General features: G+C 71.0%; 21 protein-coding genes. 11 read left to right on the plus strand and 10 right to left on the minus strand.

Going from position 1 to position 22,060, the window contains the following annotated elements:
- The first annotated feature begins 92 nt into the window (after window positions 1-92).
- The 3 genes from GQQ95_RS10290 (at window position 93) to GQQ95_RS10300 (ending at window position 2,614) form a co-directional block, all read left to right on the plus strand.
- The gene (locus tag GQQ95_RS10290) at window positions 93-1,298 is read left to right on the plus strand and encodes an alcohol dehydrogenase catalytic domain-containing protein (protein ID WP_157427577.1); all 1,206 of its coding nucleotides are present in this window, start codon (window positions 93-95) and stop codon (window positions 1,296-1,298) included.
- A gap of 90 nt (window positions 1,299-1,388) precedes the next feature.
- Window positions 1,389-2,138 carry an SDR family oxidoreductase gene (locus tag GQQ95_RS10295; RefSeq protein ID WP_157427578.1) on the plus strand — a complete coding sequence of 250 codons (750 nt, stop codon included), beginning with the start codon at window positions 1,389-1,391 and terminating at the stop codon, window positions 2,136-2,138.
- A complete protein-coding gene (locus GQQ95_RS10300; RefSeq protein ID WP_157427579.1) occupies window positions 2,135-2,614 on the plus strand; it encodes a MaoC family dehydratase in 480 nt (159 codons plus the stop codon). Before GQQ95_RS10295 ends, GQQ95_RS10300 begins: the two co-directional genes overlap by 4 nt.
- A gap of 48 nt (window positions 2,615-2,662) precedes the next feature.
- Here the strand turns inward: GQQ95_RS10300 and GQQ95_RS10305 are convergent, their stop codons facing one another.
- The 3 genes from GQQ95_RS10305 to GQQ95_RS10315 form a co-directional block, all read right to left on the minus strand.
- Window positions 2,663-3,928 carry an acyl-CoA thioesterase/bile acid-CoA:amino acid N-acyltransferase family protein gene (locus tag GQQ95_RS10305; RefSeq protein WP_170297038.1) on the minus strand — a complete coding sequence of 422 codons (1,266 nt, stop codon included), beginning with the start codon at window positions 3,926-3,928 and terminating at the stop codon, window positions 2,663-2,665.
- 67 nt (window positions 3,929-3,995) lie between these two features.
- Window positions 3,996-5,234 (minus strand): acetyl-CoA C-acetyltransferase, encoded by a 1,239-nt coding sequence (locus GQQ95_RS10310; RefSeq protein WP_157427581.1) that lies wholly within the window; start codon window positions 5,232-5,234, stop codon window positions 3,996-3,998.
- Between the two features lie 288 nt (window positions 5,235-5,522).
- The gene (locus GQQ95_RS10315) at window positions 5,523-6,782 is read right to left on the minus strand and encodes an acyl-CoA dehydrogenase family protein (RefSeq protein WP_157427582.1); all 1,260 of its coding nucleotides are present in this window, start codon (window positions 6,780-6,782) and stop codon (window positions 5,523-5,525) included.
- Between the two features lie 90 nt (window positions 6,783-6,872).
- Here GQQ95_RS10315 and GQQ95_RS10320 point away from each other — a divergent pair, with 90 nt between their 5' ends.
- The 6 genes from GQQ95_RS10320 to GQQ95_RS10345 all read left to right on the plus strand — a co-directional run bounded on the left by GQQ95_RS10320 (window position 6,873) and on the right by GQQ95_RS10345 (window position 12,552).
- Complete coding sequence (locus GQQ95_RS10320) at window positions 6,873-7,517, plus strand: QsdR family transcriptional regulator (RefSeq protein WP_157427583.1); 645 nt, start codon at window positions 6,873-6,875, stop codon at window positions 7,515-7,517.
- A 104-nt stretch (window positions 7,518-7,621) separates the two neighbouring features.
- Window positions 7,622-8,083: an acyl-CoA thioesterase gene (locus GQQ95_RS10325; protein WP_157427584.1), complete on the plus strand. Its 462-nt coding sequence runs from the start codon at window positions 7,622-7,624 to the stop codon at window positions 8,081-8,083.
- Window positions 8,084-8,225: 142 nt separating this feature from the next.
- Window positions 8,226-9,299 carry a phosphotransferase family protein gene (locus GQQ95_RS10330; RefSeq protein ID WP_157427585.1) on the plus strand — a complete coding sequence of 358 codons (1,074 nt, stop codon included), beginning with the start codon at window positions 8,226-8,228 and terminating at the stop codon, window positions 9,297-9,299.
- A gap of 3 nt (window positions 9,300-9,302) precedes the next feature.
- Window positions 9,303-10,514 (plus strand): acyl-CoA dehydrogenase family protein, encoded by a 1,212-nt coding sequence (locus GQQ95_RS10335; RefSeq protein ID WP_157427586.1) that lies wholly within the window; start codon window positions 9,303-9,305, stop codon window positions 10,512-10,514.
- Window positions 10,515-10,599: 85 nt separating this feature from the next.
- Window positions 10,600-12,225 (plus strand): AMP-binding protein, encoded by a 1,626-nt coding sequence (locus tag GQQ95_RS10340; RefSeq protein WP_157427587.1) that lies wholly within the window; start codon window positions 10,600-10,602, stop codon window positions 12,223-12,225.
- Window positions 12,226-12,282: 57 nt separating this feature from the next.
- On the plus strand, window positions 12,283-12,552 hold the full coding sequence (locus tag GQQ95_RS10345) for a hypothetical protein (RefSeq protein ID WP_157427588.1): 270 nt from the start codon (window positions 12,283-12,285) through the stop codon (window positions 12,550-12,552).
- A 91-nt stretch (window positions 12,553-12,643) separates the two neighbouring features.
- Here the strand turns inward: GQQ95_RS10345 and GQQ95_RS10350 are convergent, their stop codons facing one another.
- Window positions 12,644-12,991 carry a MerR family transcriptional regulator gene (locus GQQ95_RS10350; RefSeq protein ID WP_157427589.1) on the minus strand — a complete coding sequence of 116 codons (348 nt, stop codon included), beginning with the start codon at window positions 12,989-12,991 and terminating at the stop codon, window positions 12,644-12,646.
- A gap of 48 nt (window positions 12,992-13,039) precedes the next feature.
- On the opposite strand from GQQ95_RS10350, the gene GQQ95_RS10355 reads away from it, so the two are divergent.
- Both GQQ95_RS10355 and GQQ95_RS10360 read left to right on the plus strand, forming a co-directional pair.
- A complete protein-coding gene (locus tag GQQ95_RS10355) occupies window positions 13,040-14,065 on the plus strand; it encodes an SDR family NAD(P)-dependent oxidoreductase (RefSeq protein WP_157427590.1) in 1,026 nt (341 codons plus the stop codon).
- A 145-nt stretch (window positions 14,066-14,210) separates the two neighbouring features.
- Complete coding sequence (locus GQQ95_RS10360) at window positions 14,211-14,948, plus strand: aspartate/glutamate racemase family protein (RefSeq protein WP_157427591.1); 738 nt, start codon at window positions 14,211-14,213, stop codon at window positions 14,946-14,948.
- An 11-nt stretch (window positions 14,949-14,959) separates the two neighbouring features.
- Here GQQ95_RS10360 and GQQ95_RS10365 read toward each other — a convergent pair whose 3' ends face one another.
- The 6 genes from GQQ95_RS10365 to GQQ95_RS10390 all read right to left on the minus strand — a co-directional run bounded on the left by GQQ95_RS10365 (window position 14,960) and on the right by GQQ95_RS10390 (window position 21,864).
- Window positions 14,960-15,961, minus strand: coding sequence for a glycoside hydrolase family protein (locus GQQ95_RS10365; RefSeq protein WP_157427592.1), 1,002 nt, complete (start codon window positions 15,959-15,961; stop codon window positions 14,960-14,962).
- Complete coding sequence (locus GQQ95_RS10370; protein WP_425482568.1) at window positions 15,961-16,896, minus strand: carbohydrate ABC transporter permease; 936 nt, start codon at window positions 16,894-16,896, stop codon at window positions 15,961-15,963. The genes GQQ95_RS10365 and GQQ95_RS10370 overlap by 1 nt, the downstream gene beginning before the upstream one ends.
- A 5-nt stretch (window positions 16,897-16,901) precedes the next feature.
- Complete coding sequence (locus tag GQQ95_RS10375) at window positions 16,902-17,849, minus strand: carbohydrate ABC transporter permease (RefSeq protein WP_157427593.1); 948 nt, start codon at window positions 17,847-17,849, stop codon at window positions 16,902-16,904.
- Between the two features lie 73 nt (window positions 17,850-17,922).
- A complete protein-coding gene (locus GQQ95_RS10380) occupies window positions 17,923-19,092 on the minus strand; it encodes an extracellular solute-binding protein (RefSeq protein WP_246205376.1) in 1,170 nt (389 codons plus the stop codon).
- Between the two features lie 172 nt (window positions 19,093-19,264).
- Window positions 19,265-20,350 carry a LacI family DNA-binding transcriptional regulator gene (locus GQQ95_RS10385; protein WP_157427595.1) on the minus strand — a complete coding sequence of 362 codons (1,086 nt, stop codon included), beginning with the start codon at window positions 20,348-20,350 and terminating at the stop codon, window positions 19,265-19,267.
- Between the two features lie 200 nt (window positions 20,351-20,550).
- Window positions 20,551-21,864 carry an ABC transporter substrate-binding protein gene (locus tag GQQ95_RS10390; RefSeq protein ID WP_157427596.1) on the minus strand — a complete coding sequence of 438 codons (1,314 nt, stop codon included), beginning with the start codon at window positions 21,862-21,864 and terminating at the stop codon, window positions 20,551-20,553.
- Window positions 21,865-22,060: the final 196 nt, after the last annotated feature.

Raw genomic sequence — 22,060 nt, forward strand, 5'->3', positions numbered from 1 at the left:
CGGACGCTTTGATTCGCGAGCATACCGCGCGGTCGGTATGCTTGTCACGTGCGGGTCGCGACGACCCGCCCGGCACGTCGAGGAGGACGCGCATGCAGATCACGGGAGCGGTGCTCGAGACATCCGGGGCCGAAGCGCCCTTCGCCCGATCGCGCCCGTTCACGGTCGGCCCGCTCGAGCTCGACCCGCCCGGCCCGGGTGAGCTGCTCGTGCGCATCGAGGCCGCCGGCGTCTGCCACTCCGACCTCAGCGTCGTCGACGGCAATCGCCGCAGGCCTACCCCGATGCTCCTCGGCCACGAGGCATCCGGCATCGTCGAGCAGGTCGGCGACGGCGTCACGGATGTCGCTCCCGGCACGCGCGTCGTCATGACCTTCCTCCCCCGCTGCGGTGACTGCCCCGAGTGCGCGAGCGACGGGCGGCTGCCCTGCCGCACCGGCAGCGCGGCCAACGGAGCGGGCACGCTCGTCGGCGGGGGCATCCGACTGCATCGCGACGGACTGCCCGTGCACCACCACCTCGGCGTCTCGGCGTTCGCGAGCCATGCGGTCGTCAGCCGCACCTCGGTCGTGCCCGTCGACGACGACGTGCCGGCCGAGATCGCGGCGCTGCTCGGCTGCGCCGTGCTCACGGGCGGCGGCGCGATCATCAACGCCGGCCGGCCGGCGCCCGGCAGTCGCGTCACCATCGTCGGCCTCGGCGGCGTCGGCATGGCGGCCCTGCTCGTCGCGGTCGCGCTCGGCCACGAGGTGATCGGCGTCGACGCGCTCCCGGCCAAGCTCGAGGCGGCCCTCAGCCTGGGCGCGGCCGCGGCCTACGCGCCCGACGAGGCGCTGCGCGCGGCATCCGACGCCCGCACCGGCAGCGGCAACACCACCGGCAACACCGGCACCACCGGCAACGACACGAGCAGCTCGACCAGCGGCACCGACCCGGCGGATGCCGCGGCGCGAGCGCCCCTCGTCATCGAGGCCGCCGGCTCGGCCCGGGCGTTCGAGACCGCGTTCGCGCTGACCGCACCGGGCGGCACGACCGTGACCGTCGGCCTCCCGGCGCCCGATGCGCGGGCCGACCTCTCGCCCCTGACGCTCACCGCCGAGGCGCGCACCGTCATCGGCAGCTACCTCGGATCGGCGGTGCCGGCGCGCGACATCCCGCGGTACGTCGAGCTGTGGCGAGCGGGTCGCCTGCCGCTCGAGCGGCTCGTGTCCTCGCGCATCCGCCTCGACGAACTCGACACGGCGATGGACCGACTCGCCGCCGGCGGGGAGCTCCGCCAACTGATCACCCTCGACTGACGCGGGCGAGGCCCGACGGCACCCTCGCCCGACGGCCTCGACAGGACACCCGCCGACCCAGCACCATCCACTCCACGAAAGGAACGACGCATGACCCGCACCGCCATCGTCACCGGAGCCGCCCGCGGCATCGGAGCCGCGACCGCCATCCGCCTCGCCGCCGACGGATACGCCGTCGCCGTGCTCGACCTCGACGCGACATCCTGCACCGACACCGTCGCCGCCATCGAGGAGGCCGGCGGCCGCGCGATCGCCATCGGTGCGAACGTCGCCGATTCGGCCGCCGTCACCGACGCCGTCGCCCGCGTCGCCGACGAGCTCGGTGCGCCCACGGTCCTCGTGAACAACGCCGGGATCCTCCGCGACAACCTGCTCTTCAAGATGACCGACGACGATTGGGACGCCGTCCTCGCCGTGCACCTCCGCGGAGCGTTCCTCATGACGCGGGCGGTGCAGGCGCACCAGGTCGAGGCGAAGTGGGGCCGCATCGTCAACCTCTCGAGCACCTCCGCCCTCGGCAACCGCGGCCAGGCCAACTACGCGGCGGCGAAGGCGGGCATGCAGGGCTTCACGAAGACCCTCGCGATCGAGCTCGGCCGCTACAACGTGACCGCGAACTCGGTCGCGCCCGGCTTCATCGCCACCGACATGCTCCGCCAGACCGCCGAGCGCATGGGCATCACCAACGAGCAGCTGCTGGAGGGCGCCGCGAAGGAGATCCCGGTGGGCCGCGTCGGCCAGCCTGAGGATGTCGCGGCCGCCGTGTCGTTCTTTTGCTCCGAGGCGGCCTCGTTCGTGTCCGGCCAGGTGCTCTACGTCGCCGGAGGGCCGAAGGCATGAGCGCCACGACCGGTTCCCCGCTCACGCTCGGGACGCCCGCCGACCTGCTTGACGCCGTCGGCTCCTCGCTCGGGCCCGGCGAGTGGTTCGAGATCGACCAGTCGCGCATCGAGCGGTTCGCGGATGCCACGGACGACCACCAGTGGATCCACGTCGACGTCGAACGCGCCGAAGCCGGCCCGTTCGGCGCGCCGATCGCGCACGGGTTCCTCACGCTCTCGCTGCTCACCGCGCTCGCGACCCCGCTGCTCGAGGTCGACGGCGTCGCCATGGGCGTCAACTACGGGTTCGAGAAGGTGCGCTTCCTGCAGCCGGTCGCGGCTGGGTCGCGCGTCCGCGCGGTCGGCACGCTGGCATCGGCCGAGGCCACCGGCAGCGGCATCCGGGTGGTGCAGGACCTCACGATCGAGATCGAGGGCTCCGAGCGGCCCGCGCTCATCGCGCAGTGGGTCACGCTCATCGTGCCCGCGGCCTGAGCAGACGGCGGGCGGATGCCGCGGGCGTTCGCCGCGGCATCCGCTCGGTCACTCGGCGAGCACGGAGACGACGTCGCGCCAGAAGTCCTGCTGCACCGCGCGCGTCGCCGCGATCTGCTGGGGCGTGACCGACGCTCCGAAGAAGAGCGGCAGGTATGGCGGCCACGAGACGGCGTGCATGGCACCCTCGCCGCGAGTGGCGAGGGTCGTGGCATCGGTCGCGCTTCGCCGGTCGACGATGTCGTCGAGAGCAGCACACGAGTCCCAGAGCTCGTCGTCCGTACCGCACGCGAGCACCACAGGCCCGTCGATCGCAGCAACGTCGAGCCGCGTCGACGGGGACCCGACGACGGACATCGTGCAGTCTCCGGCCAGAGCCTCACCGCCGCGAGTCCAGGCGATGCCCTGCGGATAGCCGCACACGACCGCACCGGCACCGACGGGCGCGATGGCGCCGGTCACGAGGTCGGGATGCTCCGTCGCGAGCCAGAGCGCCATCTCGCCGCCGCGCGAGATGCCGAACGTGAAGACACGGTCGAGGTCGACCTCCGGCTGTGCACGAAGCCAGGCGAGGCCCGCCTCGAAGGTCTCGACGGGCACGTTCTCAAGCGCCTCCGGCTGCCCCTCCCCACCGAAGTAGGAGATCCCGAGCGCCGGGTAGCCGAGGCCGGCGACCCAGCGGGCGGTTGCCGCCGCACCGTCGAGGCCGCCGTCGGATCCGGTGAAGACGAGCACGCCGGGCCGCGGCGCCACGGCGGCGCCTGCGGTGTCGGCCGCCATATCGGCATGCTCCACGGACGGCAACGCGAAGACACCCTCGATGCCCGGTTCGTTCACTTCGCTGACTGCGACGCCCGGCGCCGTCCCAGGACGAGTCACGACCGTCTGCGCCAATTCCTCGCCCGCTGCATCTCGCACGGTGAGTTCGACGTCGAAGGCCTCGTCCCAGATGTCCCAGCGCGCGGTGCGAGTGCCGTGCATGGACCAGAACGGGGCCATGCTGTCGGCGCCGGCCCAGTCGCCGGACTCGGGCGCCACGGCTGCGAGGTCGACCGTGCCGTCGTCGCCCACGCGGAACTCGGCCTCTGAGGAGTACCACGCGGCGGGCAGCTCCGCCGTCGACGTGAGCGTCACGAGTTCACCGGCGGGAAGGCCGGTGAACTGGATGCCGAGCGGCGCGAACGGACCGTCGAGCTCGGTCACGACGATCTCGGCCGGAGGGGCCGGCTCTGACGCCCCCAAGACGCACCCGCCGAGGCCGACGCCGAGCGCAACGGTGAGCACGACCGCGGTGAGTGCAGATGGACGGCGCAATCGGGCTCCCTCGCGTCTGATCGCTCCTCGCAGCATAACGAGCCGGCCGACCCGCGCCTGCCGCGGGCTAGACGCGCTCGAGCACGAGGGCCATGCCCTGGCCGCCGCCGACGCACATCGTCTCGAGGCCGTAGCGGCCGCCGGTCGCGGCGAGCCCGTTGATGAGCGTCGACGTGATGCGGGCACCGGTCATGCCGAACGGATGCCCCACGGCGATCGCGCCCCCGTGCACGTTGAGCCGCTCGGGGTCGATGCCGAGCTCGCGCGCCGATGGGATCACCTGGGCCGCGAACGCCTCGTTGAGCTCGACGAGGTCGATGTCCTCGATCGAGAGGCCGGCGCGCGCGAGCGCCCGGCGCGATGCCTCGACGGGGCCGAGACCCATGATCTCGGGCGAGAGGCCGCTGACCCCGGTCGAGACGATCCGCGCGAGGGGCGTGAGTCCGAGCTCGTCGACGATGCGGTCCGAGACGACGACCACGGCCGCGGCGCCGTCGTTGAGGGGGCAGCAATTGCCCGCCGTCACCGTGCCGTCGGGACGGAACACCGGGTCGAGCCCGGCCAGCGCCTCCACCGTCACGCCCGCGCGCGGGCCGTCGTCGGCCGAGACGACCGTGCCGTCGTCGAGGGTCACCGGCGTGATGTCGTTCGCCCAGAACCCCGACGCGATCGCGGCCTCGGCGCGCTGCTGGCTGCGGGCCGCGAAGGCGTCCTGCTCGTCGCGCGTGACGCCGCGGAGCTCCGCGACGTTCTCGGCCGTCTGCCCCATCGCGATGTACGCGTCGGGCAGCAGCCCGTCTTCACGCGGGTCGCGCCACGGGCGCAGGCCCGCGGCATCCGCCCCGCCGACGGCGCGCGCCTCGGTACGTGCCATCGCCTCGTCGAATCGCGGGTTCGTGAGCTTCTCGCCGGGGATGTAGTCGCTCGACCCGCGCATCGAGTTGCTCACCGACTCCACGCCGGCGGAGACGAACACGTCGCCCTCCCCCGCCTTGATCGCGTGGAACGCCATGCGCGTGGTCTGCAGGCTCGACGAGCAGTAGCGGTTCACGGTCGTGCCGGGCACGCCGTCGAGGCCGAGCAGCACCGAGACGATGCGGGCCATGTTCATGCCCTGCTCGCCGCCCGGCATGCCGCAGCCGAGCATCAGGTCTTCGACGCGTGCCGGGTCGAGCGCGGGCACCTTGGCGAGCGCCGCCTCGACCATGCGGGCGGTCAGGTCGTCGCCCCGGAGGCCGGCGAGCGATCCCTTGCGGGCGCGGCCGATGGGCGAGCGGGCGGTGGCGACGATGTAGGCCTCGGTCATGGGGTGATCCTCTCGGGCGGTGGTGCGGGGGTCAAGGGTGTGGACGGGGTGAAGGGCGGGCGGATGCCGCGTGGGGGGCGGATGCCGCATGCGAGGTCGCGGGTCTCGATACGGCGCTGGCGCGCCTACTCGACCGCCGCAGCCGGTCCGACGCGCCTCCTCGACCACCGGAGCCGGCGCCGGCGCGCCTCCTCGACCACCGGAGCCGGCGCTGGCGCGCCTCCTCGACCACCGGAGCCGGTCTCGGCGAGCGGATGCCGCGAGCGGGCGGATCCGGCGGACGACCGATCAGACGAACGCCGCGATGCCGGTGATGGCGCGGCCGACGATGAGCGTGTTCATGTCGTACGTGCCCTCGAACGTGTAGACGGCCTCGGCGTCGGCGAAGAAGCGCGCGGCGCCGTGGTCGAGCTGGATGCCGTTGCCGCCCATGAGCTCGCGGCTGCGGGCGACGACCTCGCGCATCTTCTTCGTCGCGAAGGCCTTGGCCATGGCGGAGTGGTGGTCCTTCTGGGCGTCCTCGTCGAGCATCTCGCTGACGCGCACGCAGAGCGCGATCGACGCCGTGATGTCGGCGAGCGAGTCGGCGAGCTTCTGCTGCACGAGCTGGAAGGAGGCGATCGGCTTGCCGAACTGCACGCGCGTCTTCGTGTACGCGAGGGCTGCCTCGTAGGCGCCGACGGCGACGCCGATCGCCTGCCACGCGACATCCGCTCGGGTGAGGCGGAGCACGATGGCGACGTCGCGGAAGCCGTGGATCTCCTGGAGCCGGTCGGCCTCGGGCACGATGACGTCTTCCAGCACGATGTCGGCGTTCTCGACGGCGCGGAGCGACTGCTTGCGCTCGATCTTCGTCGCGGTGAAGCCCGTGGCCGGCTGGCGCACGAGGAAGCCCTTGACCTGGTCGTCGGCGGTGTCGCGCGCCCAGATGACGACGACGTCGGCGAAGGTCGCGTTGCCGATCCAGCGCTTGGCCCCGTTCAGCACCCACTCGTCGGTGCCTTCGGCGCCGGTGCGACGGGTCGCCGTGGTCTCGAGGCCCTTGGCGGTGTCGGAGCCGTGCAGCGGTTCGGTGAGTCCGAAGGCGCCGATGAGCTCGCCGCGGGCCATGGGCTCGAGCCACTCGGCCTTCTGCTCGGGTGAGCCGCCGACGGCGATCGCGTTCATCGCGAGGCCGGAGTGCACGCCGATGAAGGTCGCGGTCGACGGGTCGACGCGCGCGATCTCGAGGGCGACCCAACCGCGGTAGACGGCGGAGTTCTCGAAGTGGGCGACCTCGGGGATGCCGGAACCGAAGAGCCCGAGCTCCGCGAAGCCGGGGATGAGGTGCCGCGGGCTCGTCGTCGCCTCCCAGCGGTCGTCGGCGCCGGGGCGCACCTCGCGCTCGAGGTAGTCGCGGATCTCGGCGACCGAGGCCTGCTCGACGGGCGTGAGCCGGCGCATGAAGCCGTAGAAGTCGGCGTCGAGCACGGTGGCGGCCGCGCCGGCCGCGGCCGCGTCGTCGGAAGGGGTGCCTGCAGTGGACTGCGGGTCGAGTGTGAGCGTCATCGCTTCTCCGTTCGTCGGTGAACACGACCATCCTGCATCATTTTCCAGAATGTTGCATGTGAATCCTCGAACGCGGGTTAGAGTTCCGGCATGTCGACGACGAGCGCCCCCACCCACGAGATCGCCGAGGTCGGCCTGCACGCCGCGCCCTCCTGGCTCTCCGAGCGCCTCGCCGACGGCCGGCACGCCGACGCCGTGCGCGCCTTCGACCTCGCCCGCGAGACCTTCATCGAGGGCCGCCGCATCGACATGGGGGCGCTGGCCACGACGCTCGGCGTCGACCGCACCTCGCTCTTCCGCTGGGTCGGCAACCGCGACGCGCTGCTCAGCGAGGTGCTCTGGTCGCTCGCCGTCCCGACGCTCGTGCTCTCCGAGCACGCGACCGAGTCATTGCACGGCGCCGAGCGCGTGGCCGAACAGCTCTCGAGCTTCGCCGGAGCCCTGATCAGCGCCCAGTACTTCCGTGACTTCCTGCGCCGCGAACCGGCTCGCGCCCTGCGCCTGCTCACCACGACCGAGAGCGAGATCCAGCGACGCTACGTCGCCACCGCGCGCTGGCTCGTCGAGCGGGAACTCGGCGAGCGCCCGCTCGGCGGCGCGATCACCCCCGACGAGCTCGCGTACCTCCTCGTGCGCGTCTCGGAGTCCTTCACCTACGCCGACCTCATCGCCGGCGACACCCCCAGCGAGGCGCGCGCCCGCCGCGCCTTCCGCATCCTGCTCCGCGCCGACTGACGACGCCGACCGACGGCCGACGGCCGACGGCCGACGACACGCCCCATCCGACACCCCGGCCGACGCACCCGATCGACGGCCACCGACCGACGAAAGCGCTGACGATGACGCACCGACCCGAGCGCCGCCCCTTCACCACCCGCTGGAACGACAACGACCAGTACGGGCACGTGAACAACACGGTCTACTACGAGGCCATGGACACGGCCGTGAACACCTGGATGATCGAGCACGCCGGCCTCGACCCCCACGGCGGGGCGCCGATCGGGCTCGTGGTCTCGTCGAGTTGCGAGTTCCGCGCGTCGGCGAGCTTCCCCGAGCCGCTCGAGGTCGCGATCGGCGTGGAGCGACTGGGGACGTCGAGCATCACGTGGTCGCTCGGCATCCACCGCGCGGGCGGCGGGGGCGACGCCGCCGAGGGCGAGGCCGGCGAGGGCAACGGGGGCAACGACGGCCCGATCGCCGAGGGCCGGTTCGTGCACGTCTTCGTCGACGCCGCGACGCGGCGACCGGTACCGATCCCGACCGGCATCCGCTCGGCGATCGAGACCCGCCTGCTCGCCTGACGCGCGCATCGAGCGGATGCCGCGTGCTCCCGTTTCACGAACATACCGACCGCGCGGTATGCTGTCGTTGCGAGTCGCTCCCGGCACTCGCATTCGCACCACGGGTGCGGGCACCACGGCGGTGCCGGAAAGGCGATCGACGATGACCGACACCCCAGGGCTGAACCTCGCGGGCTTCTCCGAGTGGCTCTCCGAGGCGCACCCCGACCTCGTCGGGGCCTCGCCGACCGCGACCCTCATCGCCGGCGGGCGCAGCAACCTCACCTACCGCGTCGACGGCCCGCGCGTACCGCTCATCGTGCGCCGCCCGCCGCTCGGCCACGTGCTCGCGAGCGCTCACGACATGGGTCGGGAGCACCGCGTGATCGGCGCCCTCGCCGGCTCGGGCGTTCCGGTGCCGCCCGTGGTCGACCTCGTCGACGACACCGAGGCCGCCCGCGTCACCGGCACCCCGTTCTTCGTCATGCACGTGGTCGACGGCGTCGTGCTCGCGAGCCCCCGCCAGAACGCCGAGTACACCGCGTCGGGTCTGCACGGCCTCGGGCTCGAGTTCGCCGCGACGCTCGCGCGGCTCCACACGCTGGACGCGGCATCCGTCGGCCTCGCCGACTTCGGTCGCCCCGACGGCTACCTCGAGCGGCAGTTGCGCACCTGGCGACGCCAGCTCGAGGCCTCGCGCAGCCGTGACCTGCCGGAGCTGGACCGCCTCCAGGAACGGCTCGAGGAGCGGATGCCGCCGGCCGGCGACATCCGGAGCGGCATCGTCCACGGCGACTACCGCCTCGACAACGCGATCATCGCCGGGCCCGCGGATGCGCCGCGCATCGCCGCGATCCTCGACTGGGAGATGGCCACGCTCGGCGACCCGCTCGTCGACCTCGGCATGCTCGGCATGTACTGGAACATCGCCTCGCTCGCACCCGACGCCGTCGGCCTCACCCGGAGCGCGGTCGACCCCGCCGCGGGCTATCCCGAGTTCGACGAGCTCGTCGACCACTACGCCGAGGCAGCCCGCATCCGCACGCCCGACCTGACCTGGTACCGCGCGTTCGCGGCGTACAAGCTCGCCGTCATCCTGGAGGGCATCCACTACCGCTACCGGCAGGGCCAGACCCTCGGCGACGGATTCGACCGTATCGGCCAACTCGTCGAGCCGCTCGCGAGCACGGGCCTCGCGCACGCCACCGACTCGACCACGACGAACACGGGAGTCTGACGCATGGAATTCAGCCACGACCAGCGCACGCTCGACCTCATCGACCGCGTCGAGGCGTTCGTGCACGAGCGGGCGATCCTGGCCGAGCGGGTGCTCGACGAGCAGCTCGCCGCGACGCCGGGCGAGTGGAGCTTCCGACCCGTGGTCGGGGAACTGCGCGACGCCGCCCGCGCCGAGGGCCTCTGGAACCTCTTCCTCCCCGGCGAGCGCGGCGCCGGCCTCACGAACGTGCAGTACGCGCCGCTCGCGGAGCGCACCGGATGGTCGCCGCGGCTCGCACCCGTCGCGTTCAACTGCGCCGCGCCCGACACGGGCAACATGGAGGTCCTCGCCGACTTCGGCACCCCCGACCAGCAGGCGGAATGGCTCGAGCCGCTGCTCGCGGGCGACATCCGCTCGTCCTTCTGCATGACCGAGCCGGATGTCGCGTCGTCGGACGCGACGAACATCGCGACCCGCATCCGCCGCGACGGCGACTCGTACGTGATCACCGGCCGCAAGTGGTGGTCCACGGGCGCGATGAACCCGGATGCCGCGATCTTCATCGTCATGGGCCAGACCGACCCCGACGCCGAGCGGCACCGGCAGCAGTCGATGATCCTCGTGCCCCGCGACACTCCGGGCGTGCGCATCATCCGCCCGCTCACCGTGTTCGGCTACGACGACCGCGACCACGGCGGTCACGCGGAGATCGCCTTCGACGACGTGCGCGTGCCGGCCGCGAACCTCATCGCCGGCGAGGGCGAGGGGTTCGCGATCGCGCAGGCTCGGCTCGGGCCCGGCCGCATCCACCACTGCATGCGCGCCATCGGCATGGCCGAGCGCGCCCTCTCCCTCGTGCAGGAGCGTGCGAACGCCCGGGTCGCGTTCGGACGGCCGCTCGCCGAGCAGGGCGTCGTGCGCGAATGGGTCGCGGAGTCCCGCATCCAGGTCGAGTCGCTGCGCCTGCTCGTGCTGAAGACCGCGTGGCTCATGGACACGGTCGGCAACCGCAGGGCGATGACCGAGATCCAGGCCATCAAGATCGCCGTGCCGCGGGCCGTGCAGCAGATCCTCGACCGCGCCATCCAGCTCTTCGGCGCCGCCGGCGTCTCGGGCGACCAGCCGCTCGCCGAGATGTTCGCCGGCGCCCGCTCGCTGCGCTTGGCCGACGGGCCCGACGAGGTGCACCTGAACGCCCTCGGCCGTGCCGAGCTGAAGGCGCCACGGCGCTGACGGCCGCTGCTGCCCCTCACGGCGACCGGCCAACCGCCCGACCGGCCCTCCCTGCTCCATCAACGACGATGAAAGGAACCCCAGCATGACCCCCACGCACTCCCACCCCGCCGACCCCGCCGTCGACGGCGACGGCTTCGGCACTCTCTCGGTCGCGAGCATGCTCGCCGAGTCGGCGGCACGCATGCCGACCAGGCCCGCGCTGCACTTCATGGGACAGACGATCGACTACGGCACGCTGTGGGACCAGAGCCGCGCCTACGCCGGCGCCCTCCGGGACCGCGGAATCGGTCGCGGCGACCGGGTCGCGATGCTCGTGCCGAACGTGCCCGACTTCGCGCGCGTCTACTACGCCGCCCTCGCACTCGGCGCGATCGTCGTGCCCGTGCACCTGCTCTTCAAGGCCGAGGAGATCGAGTACGTGCTGCGGGACTCCGGCGCCGACGTGCTCGTCGCCGCCGGGCCGATGCTCGCCGAGGCCGTGCCCGCCGCGACCTCCGCCGGCGTCCCGCTCGTCACCGTGCTGACGCCGCCCGTCGAGTCGGGCGGACCCGACCTGCCGCGGCTCGAGGCGGAGGCCGCGGCATCCGACCCCATCGAACGGCATGTGTCGGTGCGCCCGACGGATGCCGCGACCATCCTCTACACGAGCGGCACGACGGGCACGCCGAAGGGCGCCGTCGGCTCGCACCTCGCGATCGTCGAGCAGGTGCACTGCGCGCTCATCGACGCGTTCGACATGCGCGCCGACGACGTCGTGTTCGGCGGACTGCCGCTCTTCCACACGTTCGGGCAGACCGCGGTCATGAACATCTCGTTCCGCAAGGGCGCCTCCGTGATCCTGCTGCCGAAGTTCGACCCCGACGAGGCGCTCGCGCTCATGAACGCGCATGGGGCGACCGTCTTCACGGCCGTGCCGACCATGTTCGTCGGCATGGTCGAAGCCGCGGCCCGCGCGGAGGAACGGCCGCCGCTGCGCTACGCCGTCTCGGGCGGCGCCGCGCTGCCGGTCGCGCTGCTCGAGGCCTTCGAGCGCGCGTACGGCGCCGAGGTGCACGAGGGCTACGGCCTCACCGAGACCTCGCCGACGGTGTCGTTCAACATGGTCGGCGAGCCGATCCGACCGGGTACCGTCGGCCGCACCTACTGGGGCATCGACGCCGCCATCGCCGACTCCGAGGTCGAGGGCCGCATCGCCATGCTCGACGAACCCGGCGCGCTGGGTGAGATCGTCGTGCGCGGCCACAACCTCTTCAAGGGCTACCTCGGGCGACCGGACGCCTCGGCCGAGGCCGTCGTCGACGGCTGGTTCCGCACGGGCGACCTCGGCACGATCGTCGACGGCATCATCACGATCGTCGACCGCAAGAAGGACATGATCGTGCGCAACGGCTACAACGTGTACCCCACCGAGGTCGAGGCCGTCATGATGCGGCATCCGGATGTCGCGCTCGCCGCCGTCTTCGGCATCGCCGACGACACGCACGGGCAGGAGGTGCACGCCGCGGTCGTCGCCCTCGACGGGCACGAGGTCGAGCCCGAGGCGCTCGTCGCGTTCACGAAGGAGCGCATCGCGGCGTACAAGTACCCACGCGTCGTGCACGTCGTCGAGTCGCTTCCGCTCGGCGGCAGCGGCAAGGTGCTCAAGCGCCAGCTCGTCGAGCAGTACGCCCCCGAGACGGTGCCCGCTCCCGGCGCCGGGACGCGGTGAGCCCCGGGCGCCGCGATGCGATGAGCCCCGCGGGCCCCGGACACGAGATACTGGAGTATGTCCTCCTCTGTCGAACGTCGCTCCAATCCGACTGCCTGGGCCGCATTCTGGGTCGCACTGGCGGGCCTCGTGCTCATGCCCATCCCGCTGTTCATCGGCCTGATCCTCGGCGGTGGCCTCTCGATCATCGCGGCCGTCCTCGCCGTCATCGCCCTCCTGAAGGGGCTGTCGCGCAGCGGCAAGGGCATCGCACCGGTCGTGTTCGCCGCGATCTTCATCGCGCTCACGTGGGGCGGCATCTCGATCGGCGGCGGCACCATCTGGTAGCGGACCGGGTCGCCCGGGCGCTCGAGGACCCTCGAGCGGGCGCGACCGTCCGTGGGTGCACCGCGTCAGCGCGAGCACCCACGTCAGCGCGTCAGCGCGAGTTGGCTTCCAGGTAGGAGCCCAACGCCGTCTCGACGTCCTTCAACCGCTCGGCCCTCGAACGCACGTCCTCGCGGAGTGCGGCGATCCGAGCGAGCAGCTCGGGGCAGGCCGCCTCGGACTTCTCGCCGACCGTGCAGGGCAGCACCTCCTTCACGAGTGCCGTGGGCAGCCCGATCTCGATGAGCGAGCGGATGGTCTGCACCGTGGCGACGGCGTTCGCGCCGTAGTCCCGGTATCCGTTGTGCTCGCGGTCGGACGTCAGCAGTCCCTGCTGTTCGTAGTATCGCAGCGATCGGGGGCTGGTCCGGGTGCGCTCGCTCAGTTCGCCGATCCTCATGCCGCTCCCCTTGACCTTGACGTTGATGTCAGACTTTACGCTGCCGACATGACGAACAACATGCGCGTACGGCTGACCGATCCGTTGTCCACCACGAGGGACCTGACCGGGCACCGGGCGGTCGTGACCGGCGGCACCGGCGGCCTCGGCGCCATCACCACGCGCACCCTCGCCGCCCGGGGCGCGACCGTGATCGTCGGGGCCCGCGGCACCGAGCGCGGCGAGCAGGTGCGGCAGGCGCTCCTCGCCGAGCACCGACTTCCGCAGGACCGCATCCGGGTCCTCCCGCTCGACCTGATCGACCCCGATTCCATCCATCGATTCGCCGATCTCGTCGGACGCGACCCCCTCGACACGCTCGTCCTGAACGCCGCCATGAGCAGCGTCCCGTTCGGACGGGATCGGAACGGCACGGAACGCCAGTTCGCCACGAACCACCTGGGCCACTTCGCCCTGACCGGGCGGCTGCTTCCCGCGCTCCGGTCAGCGGCGAGCGCACGGATCATCACCGTCTCCTCGTCGCTCTACCCGAGCGGGAAGCTGGACCTGGACCGTCTGGCAGACGCGTCGGGCTACTCGCCCGGCCGCGCGTACATCCGGTCCAAGCTCGCCAATGCGATGTTCGCCGTCGAGCTGAACCGGCGACTCGAGGCGACCGGCAGCGCAGCCAGGAGCTTCGGTGCGCACCCCGGCATGGCGCGCACGCCCCTCCACACCACGTATCCGTCGCGCGCGACGCGGGCGGCGACCGGCATCCTCGCCCGCGTGATCGGTCGGGAGCCCGAGCCTGCGGACATCGGCGTCCTGGCCGCCGCCCTGAGCGACGGCGTCTCGCCGCAGCTCTTCTGGGGCCCGGGCGGATCGAAGGCGAACCCGTATGCCGTCGGCGTCCCGTACGCCCGCCGAGCCACGGACCTTCGGTCGGCCGTCGAGCTGTGGGACGCATCCGAACGACTGACCGGAGTCCGGTACCTCTCCAGAACGGCACCGGCCTCCGGAACGTCGCCTGCCTCCGGAACGGCACCGGCCTCCGGAACGTCCCACTCGGGCCCGCAGGCCTCGCGCGCAGGCTGAGCGCTCGCGGGTCGACGCCGGGTGGCGGTCACCGTCACCGGGCACGCGACCCGGATGCCGCCGGGACATGCCCACCTCGGCGCGCCCCGCGGTACCGTGAGGTCTGGCTTCATTCGTCAATGGCCGACGCGTGGTGAGGAGCAGCATGGGCACGATCATCCACCAGCCCGCCGCACAGGTGATGGCGGGGCACGCGGTCGGCATCCTGCTGCTGAACACCGGCTACCCCATCATCCCCGGCAACGTCGCGAACGCGTCGACCTATGGCTACCCCGTCCGGTTCAAGGTCGTCGAAGGCGCCGACAGCCCGCGGCTCATCGGTGGCGATCCGACCCTGCTCGAGCCGATCCTCGCCGCCGCGCGAGAGCTCGTCGCAGACGGCTGCCGTGCGATCGTGGGCGCGTGCGGGTACTTCGCCCGCTTCCAGCGCGAGCTCGCCGAGGCGTTGCCGGTGCCGGTGTTCCTGTCCAGCCTCTGCCAGGTGCCGATGGTGCTCGCAGCGCTGCAGCCGCGGCAACGGTTGGGCATCCTCTGCGCGAAGCGGAGCAGCCTCGACGAGCGGATGCTGGCCGCGGTCGGCATCCGCGAGGACGCACCGATCGTCGTGGCGGGCATGGAGCACAGTCCCGGCTTCCGCGGAGCGATCCTCGAGGACCAGGGCTGGATGGACCTCGATCAGGTGCGCGACGAGGTCGTCGGGGCGGCCGTGGAGCTCGTGAGGGCCAACCCCGACATCGGCGCCCTGCTCCTCGAATGCAGCGACATGCCCCCGTACGCCAAGCAGATCCAGGATGCCACGGGCCTTCCGGTGTGGGACTTCGTCACCCTGATCGACTGGATCCATTCGAGCGTCGTCAGGCGCGCCTACGACGGCTTCATCTGACGGCTGCGGGGCTACCCGCCCGTCGGCTGGATGACCTCCTCGTGGTCGAGGAGATGATCGAACCGCCCGTCGCTCACTCGGAGTCGACCGTCGGGCGCCCATGACACGGGCATCGGATCGGAGAGGGACCCGACGAAGTTGCCGCCGGCGTCGACGTGGTGGAAGGCGAAGAGGACCCACCCGCCGTCCCGATCCTGAACCAGGCGTCCCGCGTAGAGCGTCTCGTCGGTCAGGCGGACCGCGCGCTCGATCGGGAAGAGCGCCTCCCCGTCCGTGAGGGGGACGGCCCAGACACCCCCTCCGCCCGGGGACCGGCGCGACGCGCTCATCTCGTTCGCGAGACAGCTGAAGATGAGCACGCCGCGACCGTCGATCCACGCCACCTGGGGGACTTCCAGCTGCCCGAATCCGGCCCCGGGCGTCGAGGCCGGTGGCTGCACCGACCACGTGACGAGGTCGTCCGAGGTCGCGACGCCGATGACCCCGCGGTCGTCGGCGTCGCCCGTGTTCGCGCGAGCCGTGACGAGCATGCGCCATCCCGGTCCGTCCGGGGCGGGAGAGACCCACGGGTCGCGCCAGGCCTCGTCGAACCACTGACCGGTCCCGTACTTCTCGTACCACCGGGGGTCTGCCTCGGTGACGGCGCCCGGCTGTTTCCGCCACGTGGAGAGGTCGGTCGAGGTCGCCGTCCCCACGCGTTGGACGAGGCCGCCTTCGGCCTTCGAGGTGCCGGTGTAGAACAGCCGCCAGGCGCCATCCGCATCACGGACGATGGAGCCGGTCCAGGTCGTGCAGTCGTCGAACGCCGGCTCGTCCGAGACGATGAGCGCATCACGTACTTCGCGCCAGGTCCGGAGGTCGTCGGAGACGGCATGCCCGATGGTCACGTGGAAGTGGCGCCGGTTCGGGTCGCCGAGCGCCCGTGAGGCCTTGAGGTAGAACACGTGGTGGTTCGTTCCGTCGTCTGCGAACCACATGTCCCAGGTCCAGACGTCGGGAAGCGTGTACGGCATCAGCCTTTGACTCCTGAGGATGCGATCGAGTTGATGAAGGAACGTTGGAACGCGATGAAGAGCGCCACGACGGGCACCGTGATGAGTGAGGAGTACGCCATGACCTGACCCCACGACACGTTGAGCTGGAAGAAGTACTGGAGCCCCACCATGACGGGCCGCAACTCCTCGCTCTGGATGACCATCAGCGGCCACAGGTAGGAGTTCCAGGCCGGGAGGAAGGTCAGGATCGACACCGTCGCGATGGCCGGCCCCGAGAGCGGCATCACGATGCGGGAGTAGATGGTGAACCAGCCGGCGCCGTCGACCCGTGCCGCTTCGTCCAGTTCCCGCGGAATCGAGGAGAAGAACTGGTAGAAGAGGTACACCGAGAACGCGTTGGCGATGAACGGGACGATCTGCACGTGGTACGTGTTCAGCCAGCCCTGGGTGAACGCGAGGCTGAACCCGTCGGCCTCCAATGCGGGGAGCTTGTTGACCCACCACAGCAGCGGCAGCGCGAGCGTCTCGAACGGCACGATCAGGGTCGCGAGGATGACGGTGAGGACGAATCCCCGTCCTCGCCACCGCAACCGCGACAGGGCGAAGGCGGCCATGCTGTTGATGAGCACGCCGAGGACCACGGTCGCGCAGGAGATGACCACCGAGTTGAGGAGGAACTGCCAGAACGGCACCCGGTCGAAGACGCCGGTGTAGTTGTCGAGCGACACGTCGCCGACCGGCGCGAGCGCACGCCAGGATCCCAGGTCGGCGAAGATCTGCAGGTCGGGCTTGAGCGACGAGATGAGCATGAAGACGATCGGGAGTGCGAAGAACACGGCGAGTGCGCCGCGGACGACCGTGATGCCCACTCGCCTCCTCGCGGGCGGCCGGCTCCTGGTCGCGCGGTCGGGGGTGTCGACGTCCGGGAGGACGAGGGCTTCGGTGGCGGTCACGAGCCTCAGCTCCTTTCGCGGGTGAGGTAGCGCTGGATGCCCGAGATGACGAGCACCATGGCGAAGAAGACGAGGGAGATGGCCGAGGCCAGCCCGGTCTGGAGCTGTTGGTACCCGGTTCGGACCGCTTGGTAGACGACGGTGGTCGTGCTGTCGAGCGGGCCGCCCTGGGTCATCACGGCGATCTGCGTGAACAGGCTGAACGACGCGATCGTGATGGTGACGAGGATCAGCGTCGCGGTCTGCCGGAGTCCTGGCCAGGTGACGTATCGGAACTGCTGGAGCTTGTTCGCCCCGTCGATCTCGGACGCCTCGTACAGCTCGGCCGGAATGGTCTGCAGCCCGGCCAGCCAGATCACCATGTGGAAGGCGACGCCCTGCCAGATGGACATGAACATGATCGCGGGCAGGGCCCAGACCGGGTCGTTCAGCCAGTCGATCGGGTCGTATGCCCCGCCGGTGACGCGGCCGAGGAACTGGTTGATCAACCCGTCCTTCTCGTACATGAACCGCCAGAGGAGCGAGACGACGACCATCGAGGTCACCACCGGGAGGAAGTACACGGTTCGGAAGAAGTTCGTGCCGCGGACCTTCGCATTCACGAGGAGGGCGAGGAGCAGCGCCGAGCCGGCCTGCACCGGGACGACGACCAGGGCGAAGGCGAAGGTGTTCCGAACGGACGCCCAGAACACCGGATCCGTGAACAGGTAGGCGAAGTTGTCCAGGCCGACGAATTCACCCGGGCGGGGCGAGATCAGGCGGGTGTTCGTGAAGGCCAGCCCGAACGCCAGCACGATGGGGATGATCAGGAACAGGATGAACAGCACCAGTGCCGGACTGATCATCCACGCGGCCGCGGTGCGTTCGCCCTTCAGCGTGCGGGACGGCCGGTGCTGCCCGGTGCCGTCGGATGCGGCTGCCTGGCGTGGGGGTGCAGTGGTGCGAGTGGTCATGGTTGCCTCTGTGATGTCAGTGGGCGCGGCGCACGGTGGCCGGCGCCGCGCCCACGAGCGGCGACGTTCCGAATCAGAACGTGTAGCCGCCGTTCTGCTCGATGTCACGATCGATGTCCGAGACCGCCTTGTCGAGGATGGCCTGCGGGTCGCCGCCGGACAGGATGTCCTGCGTGGCCTTCTGGAACACCGAGGAGATGAACGGGTACGCGGCCGTCTCGGGGCGCACGACGGCGAACTGGTTCGCGAGTTCGAGGTAGATGCGGCTGTCGCCACCCTCGGCGAACGCCGGGATCTCCTCGGCTGCGTCGAGCGTCGCGGGAATGAGGCCGGTGGCTTCGCCGTACTCCACGAAGTACTTCGTGTCGTGGGCGAACTCGAGGTAGGCGCGGGCGCCGTCGACCTCGTCGCAGCCGGTCGTGAGCCCCCACTGCCAGGAGCCGGCACCGATCTTGGGGCCGTCGCCGAAGTTGGGCGGCGGCAGCACGACGGCGTCGTCGAACGCATCGCGAACCGTGGCGTCGGCCCAGTTGCCGGTGTACAGGATGCCGCTGGTCCCGTTGACGAAGTCGGCCGTGGCGTCCTCCCCGGAGGTCTGCGCCATGTAGCCGCTGTCGACGAGTCCACGGAACCACTGGGCCCACTCGAGCGCTTCCGGCCCGTTGAGGGCGCCGTCCGCGGTCTCGAAGGTCGAGCGGTCGATCAGGTCGCCGCCGAAGCTCTGGAGGAGGGGCGAGTAGGCGTAGGGGATCCACTCGCCTCCGCCGCCGGTGCCGAAGTCCACGGCCTGGTCGTACCGGCCGAGACCGTCGATCTTGGCGAGCGCCTCGTCGAACTCGTCGCCGGTCCAGGGGTCGTCGACCGTGGGGATCCGGACTCCGGCGTCGTTGAGCGTGGATTCCCGGCTGAACATCGCCAGGGCGACGTCGAAGAAGCCGTACGCGTAGACCTCGTCGTCGATGACGCCGAGCGTGCCCGGAAGTTGTCCGTCGTACGTCTCCTCAGGCAGTCCGAGGGGCTGGATGTACCCCGCCCAGGCCCAGTTGGCGACGTTCGGTCCATCGATGTCGACGATGCACGGCAGGTCGCCCGCCGTCGCCGCAGCGACGACCGCGTCGTTGTAGGCATCCTGCGGGAAGTCGGTGACCTCGACCGTGTACTCGTCCTGACTCGCGTTGAAGTCCTCGACGATCGTGGTGATGACCCCCAGTTCGGCCTCATTGCCGCCGGCATGAGTCCACAACTCGATGGTGCTGCTGCTTCCGGCACCATCGCCGGATCCTCCGCCTGCGACGCAACCTGCGGTTGCGGCGACGGCGAGGGTCGCTAGGCTGGCCGCAACGATGCGACCGATTTTTCGGGACACAGAACTCTCCTTCATCGGGTGGTGATGGTTCTTCGGTTTCATCGACCGATCAGGCGTTGCCGCGCCTGTCGACCGGTTGGTGCCGCCCACCCAGGTCTGAACCCTGGGCGGGCGGCGCTACCGAGGCCCGGTGTATGACCGGCCCCCGGATGCTCGTGGTCGGGGCGAGGGCAGGCCTCTGCTCCGAGGAGATCTGGTGGAACAGCTCCTTCGCGGCCCAGACCCCCATCTCGTAATGCGGCAGCTCCACCGTCGTGAGCCCTGGATGGAGCCCGTCTGCGATGAAGTCCTGGTTGTCGAACCCGACGATCGAGACGTCGCGCGGCACGTGCAGGTCGAGTTCTGCGGCTGCGCGGTACACCCCCATCGCCATTCGGTCGTTGAAGCAGAAGATCCCGCTCGGCCTATCGGCCGCGTCGTCGAGGAGCAGCCGCGCCGCCTCGTAGCCTCCCGCCGGGTCGGCCTCGGCCGTCACCACTCGGAGGTCCTCCTGCGCCAGCCCCCAGGCCGCGGCGCGCCGGCGGAATCCCTCCTCGCGGCCGAACGCGGCCGGGATCTCGTCCACGTCGTTGATGAAGGCCAAGCGCCGGTGCCCGGCGGAGAGCAGGACCTCCGCGGCGTCCTCACCGCCGGCAGCCTCATCCGGAACGGCCCACGCCACGCTGCGATCGGCGCATGACGCGTTGATCAGCACGGTGGGGATGTTCGCGAGCTTGGCCGGCAACTCCACGGGACGGTGGTACATCGCCGCGTACAGGATGCCGTCGACCTGCCGACGCAGGAGCGCTTCGATCTCGCGATCCTCGGTCTCCCGTTCGTAGCCGGTGTTGACGACGAAGACGACCGAGTCATGGGAGGTCGCCACGTCCTGGGCGCCGAGGATGATCTTGCCGGCGAACGGCGTCGTGGCGATCTCGTCGCCCACCAGGCCGATGGTGTGCGATCGCTGGGTCCGGAGGCTCTGCGCCAGCATGTTCGGCGTGTATCCGAGGCGTGCTGCCTCGGCCAGCACCCGCTCGCGGGTGTGGGGGTGGATGCGCTTGCCCGGCACGTGGTTCAGGACATGGGACACCGTCGTGATCGAGACGCCGGCTGCCGCCGCGACCTGCTTGATCGTCACCTTGTCCTGCGCCATTGCTTGCCCAATCGTTTTGTCAGCTCAGTATGCGAGGTCGGATCCCGTCCGTCAAGCGACGGCACCGGATCGCGGCGATCGTTACGGCGCCGTGATCTCGGTCCGGTGTCCGCTGCGACGGCACGAACCCCCGCCCACGCGGAGACGGCGGATGCCCCGGACCTGGTCGGCCCGGGGCATCCGCCGCCCTCCTGCTCGGGCTACGACGTGGGGAGGCCGTCGTTCTCGAGCGGCACGGCGTCGCCGTCGTACGCCTCGACGCCGCCGGACCCGTCGCTGACGTAGGTCACGCCGATGAAGTCCTGCACGCCGGCGACCACCTCGGTGATCGAGACGCCCTTGTAGGCGGCGTGGCTGTCCTCGCCGAACGAGAGCGGCACGAGGCCGTTGCCGACGAGGTCGCCCGACGTGATCGCGTCGACGATGCCCTGCCTGGTGGGGTCCTCCCCCGCCTTCGCGAGGGCCTCGGCGAAGAGGTAGCCGACCGACATCCCGAACACGGTGTTGCCGTCGAAGGGGGCGCCGTCGTTGTACTCGTCGTTGATCTGGCGGAACAGGTCGTCCCATTCGTTGCCCGGCGCGTACGGGAGGTAGTTCGTGGTCACGAAGCCCTCGAGCAGGGCCGGGGCGGCATCGCCGAGGAATCCGGCCAGGGTCGCGTAGTCGCCGCCCGACGACGAGGACATCCACTGCGCCTGGTAGCCGAGCTTCGCGGCCGTGCCGATCGCGAGGGCCGTGAAGCCGTTGACCGTGGCGAGCATGTTGACCTCGCAGCCGGCCGCCTGCATGGCGCCGATCTGCGCGACCACGTCCTGGTTGGAGACCGAGTACCGCTGCACGCTCGCGAGCGACCCCTCGCCGAGCACGTTCTCGAGGCCCTCGATGAACTCGTCCCCGAAGTCGTCGTCCTGGCCGAGCACGCAGACCGCCTTGCCCGCGAACTCGTCCTCGGCGTACTGGGCGAGCGCCTCGGCCTCCGTGACGTAGTCGGCGTTGAACCCGAAGGTCCAGGGGTACTCCTCCGGCTGGTTCCAGCTCGTCGAGCCGGACGCCACGAACAGGTCGGGCACCTCGTTCTGGTTGAGGTAGTCGAGCACCGACGTGTGCGTCGGCGTGCCGAGCCCGTTCAGGATCGCGAAGACCTCGTCGTCCTGCACGAGCTCGCGCACGACGGTCTGCGTGTTCGCGGGGTTGTAGCCGTCGTCCTTCACGAGGTACTCGATCTCGCGGCCGTTCACCCCGCCGTTCTCGTTGAGGTACGCGAAGTACGCCGTGGTCGCGGCCGAGATCGAGGAGTAGCCGGCGGCGGCTGGGCCGGTCAGTGGCTGGTGCGTGCCGATCGTCACGGTGTCGTCGGTGACGCCGGGCGCCGCCTCGGCGGGATCGCCGCCGGCGCTCGGGGTGCTGCACGCGCTCATCGCGACGAGCAGGGCGGATGCGGCCGCGATCGCGGCGACGGTGCGCGTCGGTGCGCTGCGCGTCGCGGCGGCGGTGCGCTGCGGTTCCTGGGACATGGTGGTCACCTCTCTGTTGTGGTGGGGATGGATGCTGCTGCTGGGCTGGTGCGAGGTTCCGGGTCGGATGCCGCGGGGTCGGGCTCGGGGGCCCGCTCGGGCTCGTGGGTCGCGTCGTGCGCGACGTCGGGCGTCGGCGCCGCGGGCGTCGGCGCCGCGGGCGTCGGCGCGTCCGGCGTCGGCGCGTCCGGCGTCG

Origin of the sequence: Agromyces salentinus (assembly GCF_009749395.1) — a bacterium.
GTDB classification, from domain to species: Bacteria; Actinomycetota; Actinomycetes; order Actinomycetales; family Microbacteriaceae; genus Agromyces; species Agromyces salentinus.

What these genes read in the sequence shown, in the direction of transcription:
- GQQ95_RS10290 (WP_157427577.1), top strand. Translation starts at nt 93, where the DNA reads ATGCAGATCACGGGAGCGGTGCTCGAGACATCCGGGGCCGAAGCGCCC.
- GQQ95_RS10340 (WP_157427587.1), top strand. Translation starts at nt 10,600, where the DNA reads ATGACCCCCACGCACTCCCACCCCGCCGACCCCGCCGTCGACGGCGAC.
- GQQ95_RS10360 (WP_157427591.1), top strand. Translation starts at nt 14,211, where the DNA reads ATGGGCACGATCATCCACCAGCCCGCCGCACAGGTGATGGCGGGGCAC.
- GQQ95_RS10315 (WP_157427582.1), bottom strand. Translation starts at nt 6,782, where the DNA reads ATGACGCTCACACTCGACCCGCAGTCCACTGCAGGCACCCCTTCCGAC.
- GQQ95_RS10330 (WP_157427585.1), top strand. Translation starts at nt 8,226, where the DNA reads ATGACCGACACCCCAGGGCTGAACCTCGCGGGCTTCTCCGAGTGGCTC.
- GQQ95_RS10320 (WP_157427583.1), top strand. Translation starts at nt 6,873, where the DNA reads ATGTCGACGACGAGCGCCCCCACCCACGAGATCGCCGAGGTCGGCCTG.
- GQQ95_RS10335 (WP_157427586.1), top strand. Translation starts at nt 9,303, where the DNA reads ATGGAATTCAGCCACGACCAGCGCACGCTCGACCTCATCGACCGCGTC.
- GQQ95_RS10385 (WP_157427595.1), bottom strand. Translation starts at nt 20,350, where the DNA reads ATGGCGCAGGACAAGGTGACGATCAAGCAGGTCGCGGCGGCAGCCGGC.
- GQQ95_RS10345 (WP_157427588.1), top strand. Translation starts at nt 12,283, where the DNA reads ATGTCCTCCTCTGTCGAACGTCGCTCCAATCCGACTGCCTGGGCCGCA.
- GQQ95_RS10375 (WP_157427593.1), bottom strand. Translation starts at nt 17,849, where the DNA reads ATGACCACTCGCACCACTGCACCCCCACGCCAGGCAGCCGCATCCGAC.
- GQQ95_RS10365 (WP_157427592.1), bottom strand. Translation starts at nt 15,961, where the DNA reads ATGCCGTACACGCTTCCCGACGTCTGGACCTGGGACATGTGGTTCGCA.
- GQQ95_RS10355 (WP_157427590.1), top strand. Translation starts at nt 13,040, where the DNA reads ATGACGAACAACATGCGCGTACGGCTGACCGATCCGTTGTCCACCACG.
- GQQ95_RS10300 (WP_157427579.1), top strand. Translation starts at nt 2,135, where the DNA reads ATGAGCGCCACGACCGGTTCCCCGCTCACGCTCGGGACGCCCGCCGAC.
- GQQ95_RS10390 (WP_157427596.1), bottom strand. Translation starts at nt 21,864, where the DNA reads ATGTCCCAGGAACCGCAGCGCACCGCCGCCGCGACGCGCAGCGCACCG.
- GQQ95_RS10350 (WP_157427589.1), bottom strand. Translation starts at nt 12,991, where the DNA reads ATGAGGATCGGCGAACTGAGCGAGCGCACCCGGACCAGCCCCCGATCG.
- GQQ95_RS10295 (WP_157427578.1), top strand. Translation starts at nt 1,389, where the DNA reads ATGACCCGCACCGCCATCGTCACCGGAGCCGCCCGCGGCATCGGAGCC.
- GQQ95_RS10310 (WP_157427581.1), bottom strand. Translation starts at nt 5,234, where the DNA reads ATGACCGAGGCCTACATCGTCGCCACCGCCCGCTCGCCCATCGGCCGC.
- GQQ95_RS10325 (WP_157427584.1), top strand. Translation starts at nt 7,622, where the DNA reads ATGACGCACCGACCCGAGCGCCGCCCCTTCACCACCCGCTGGAACGAC.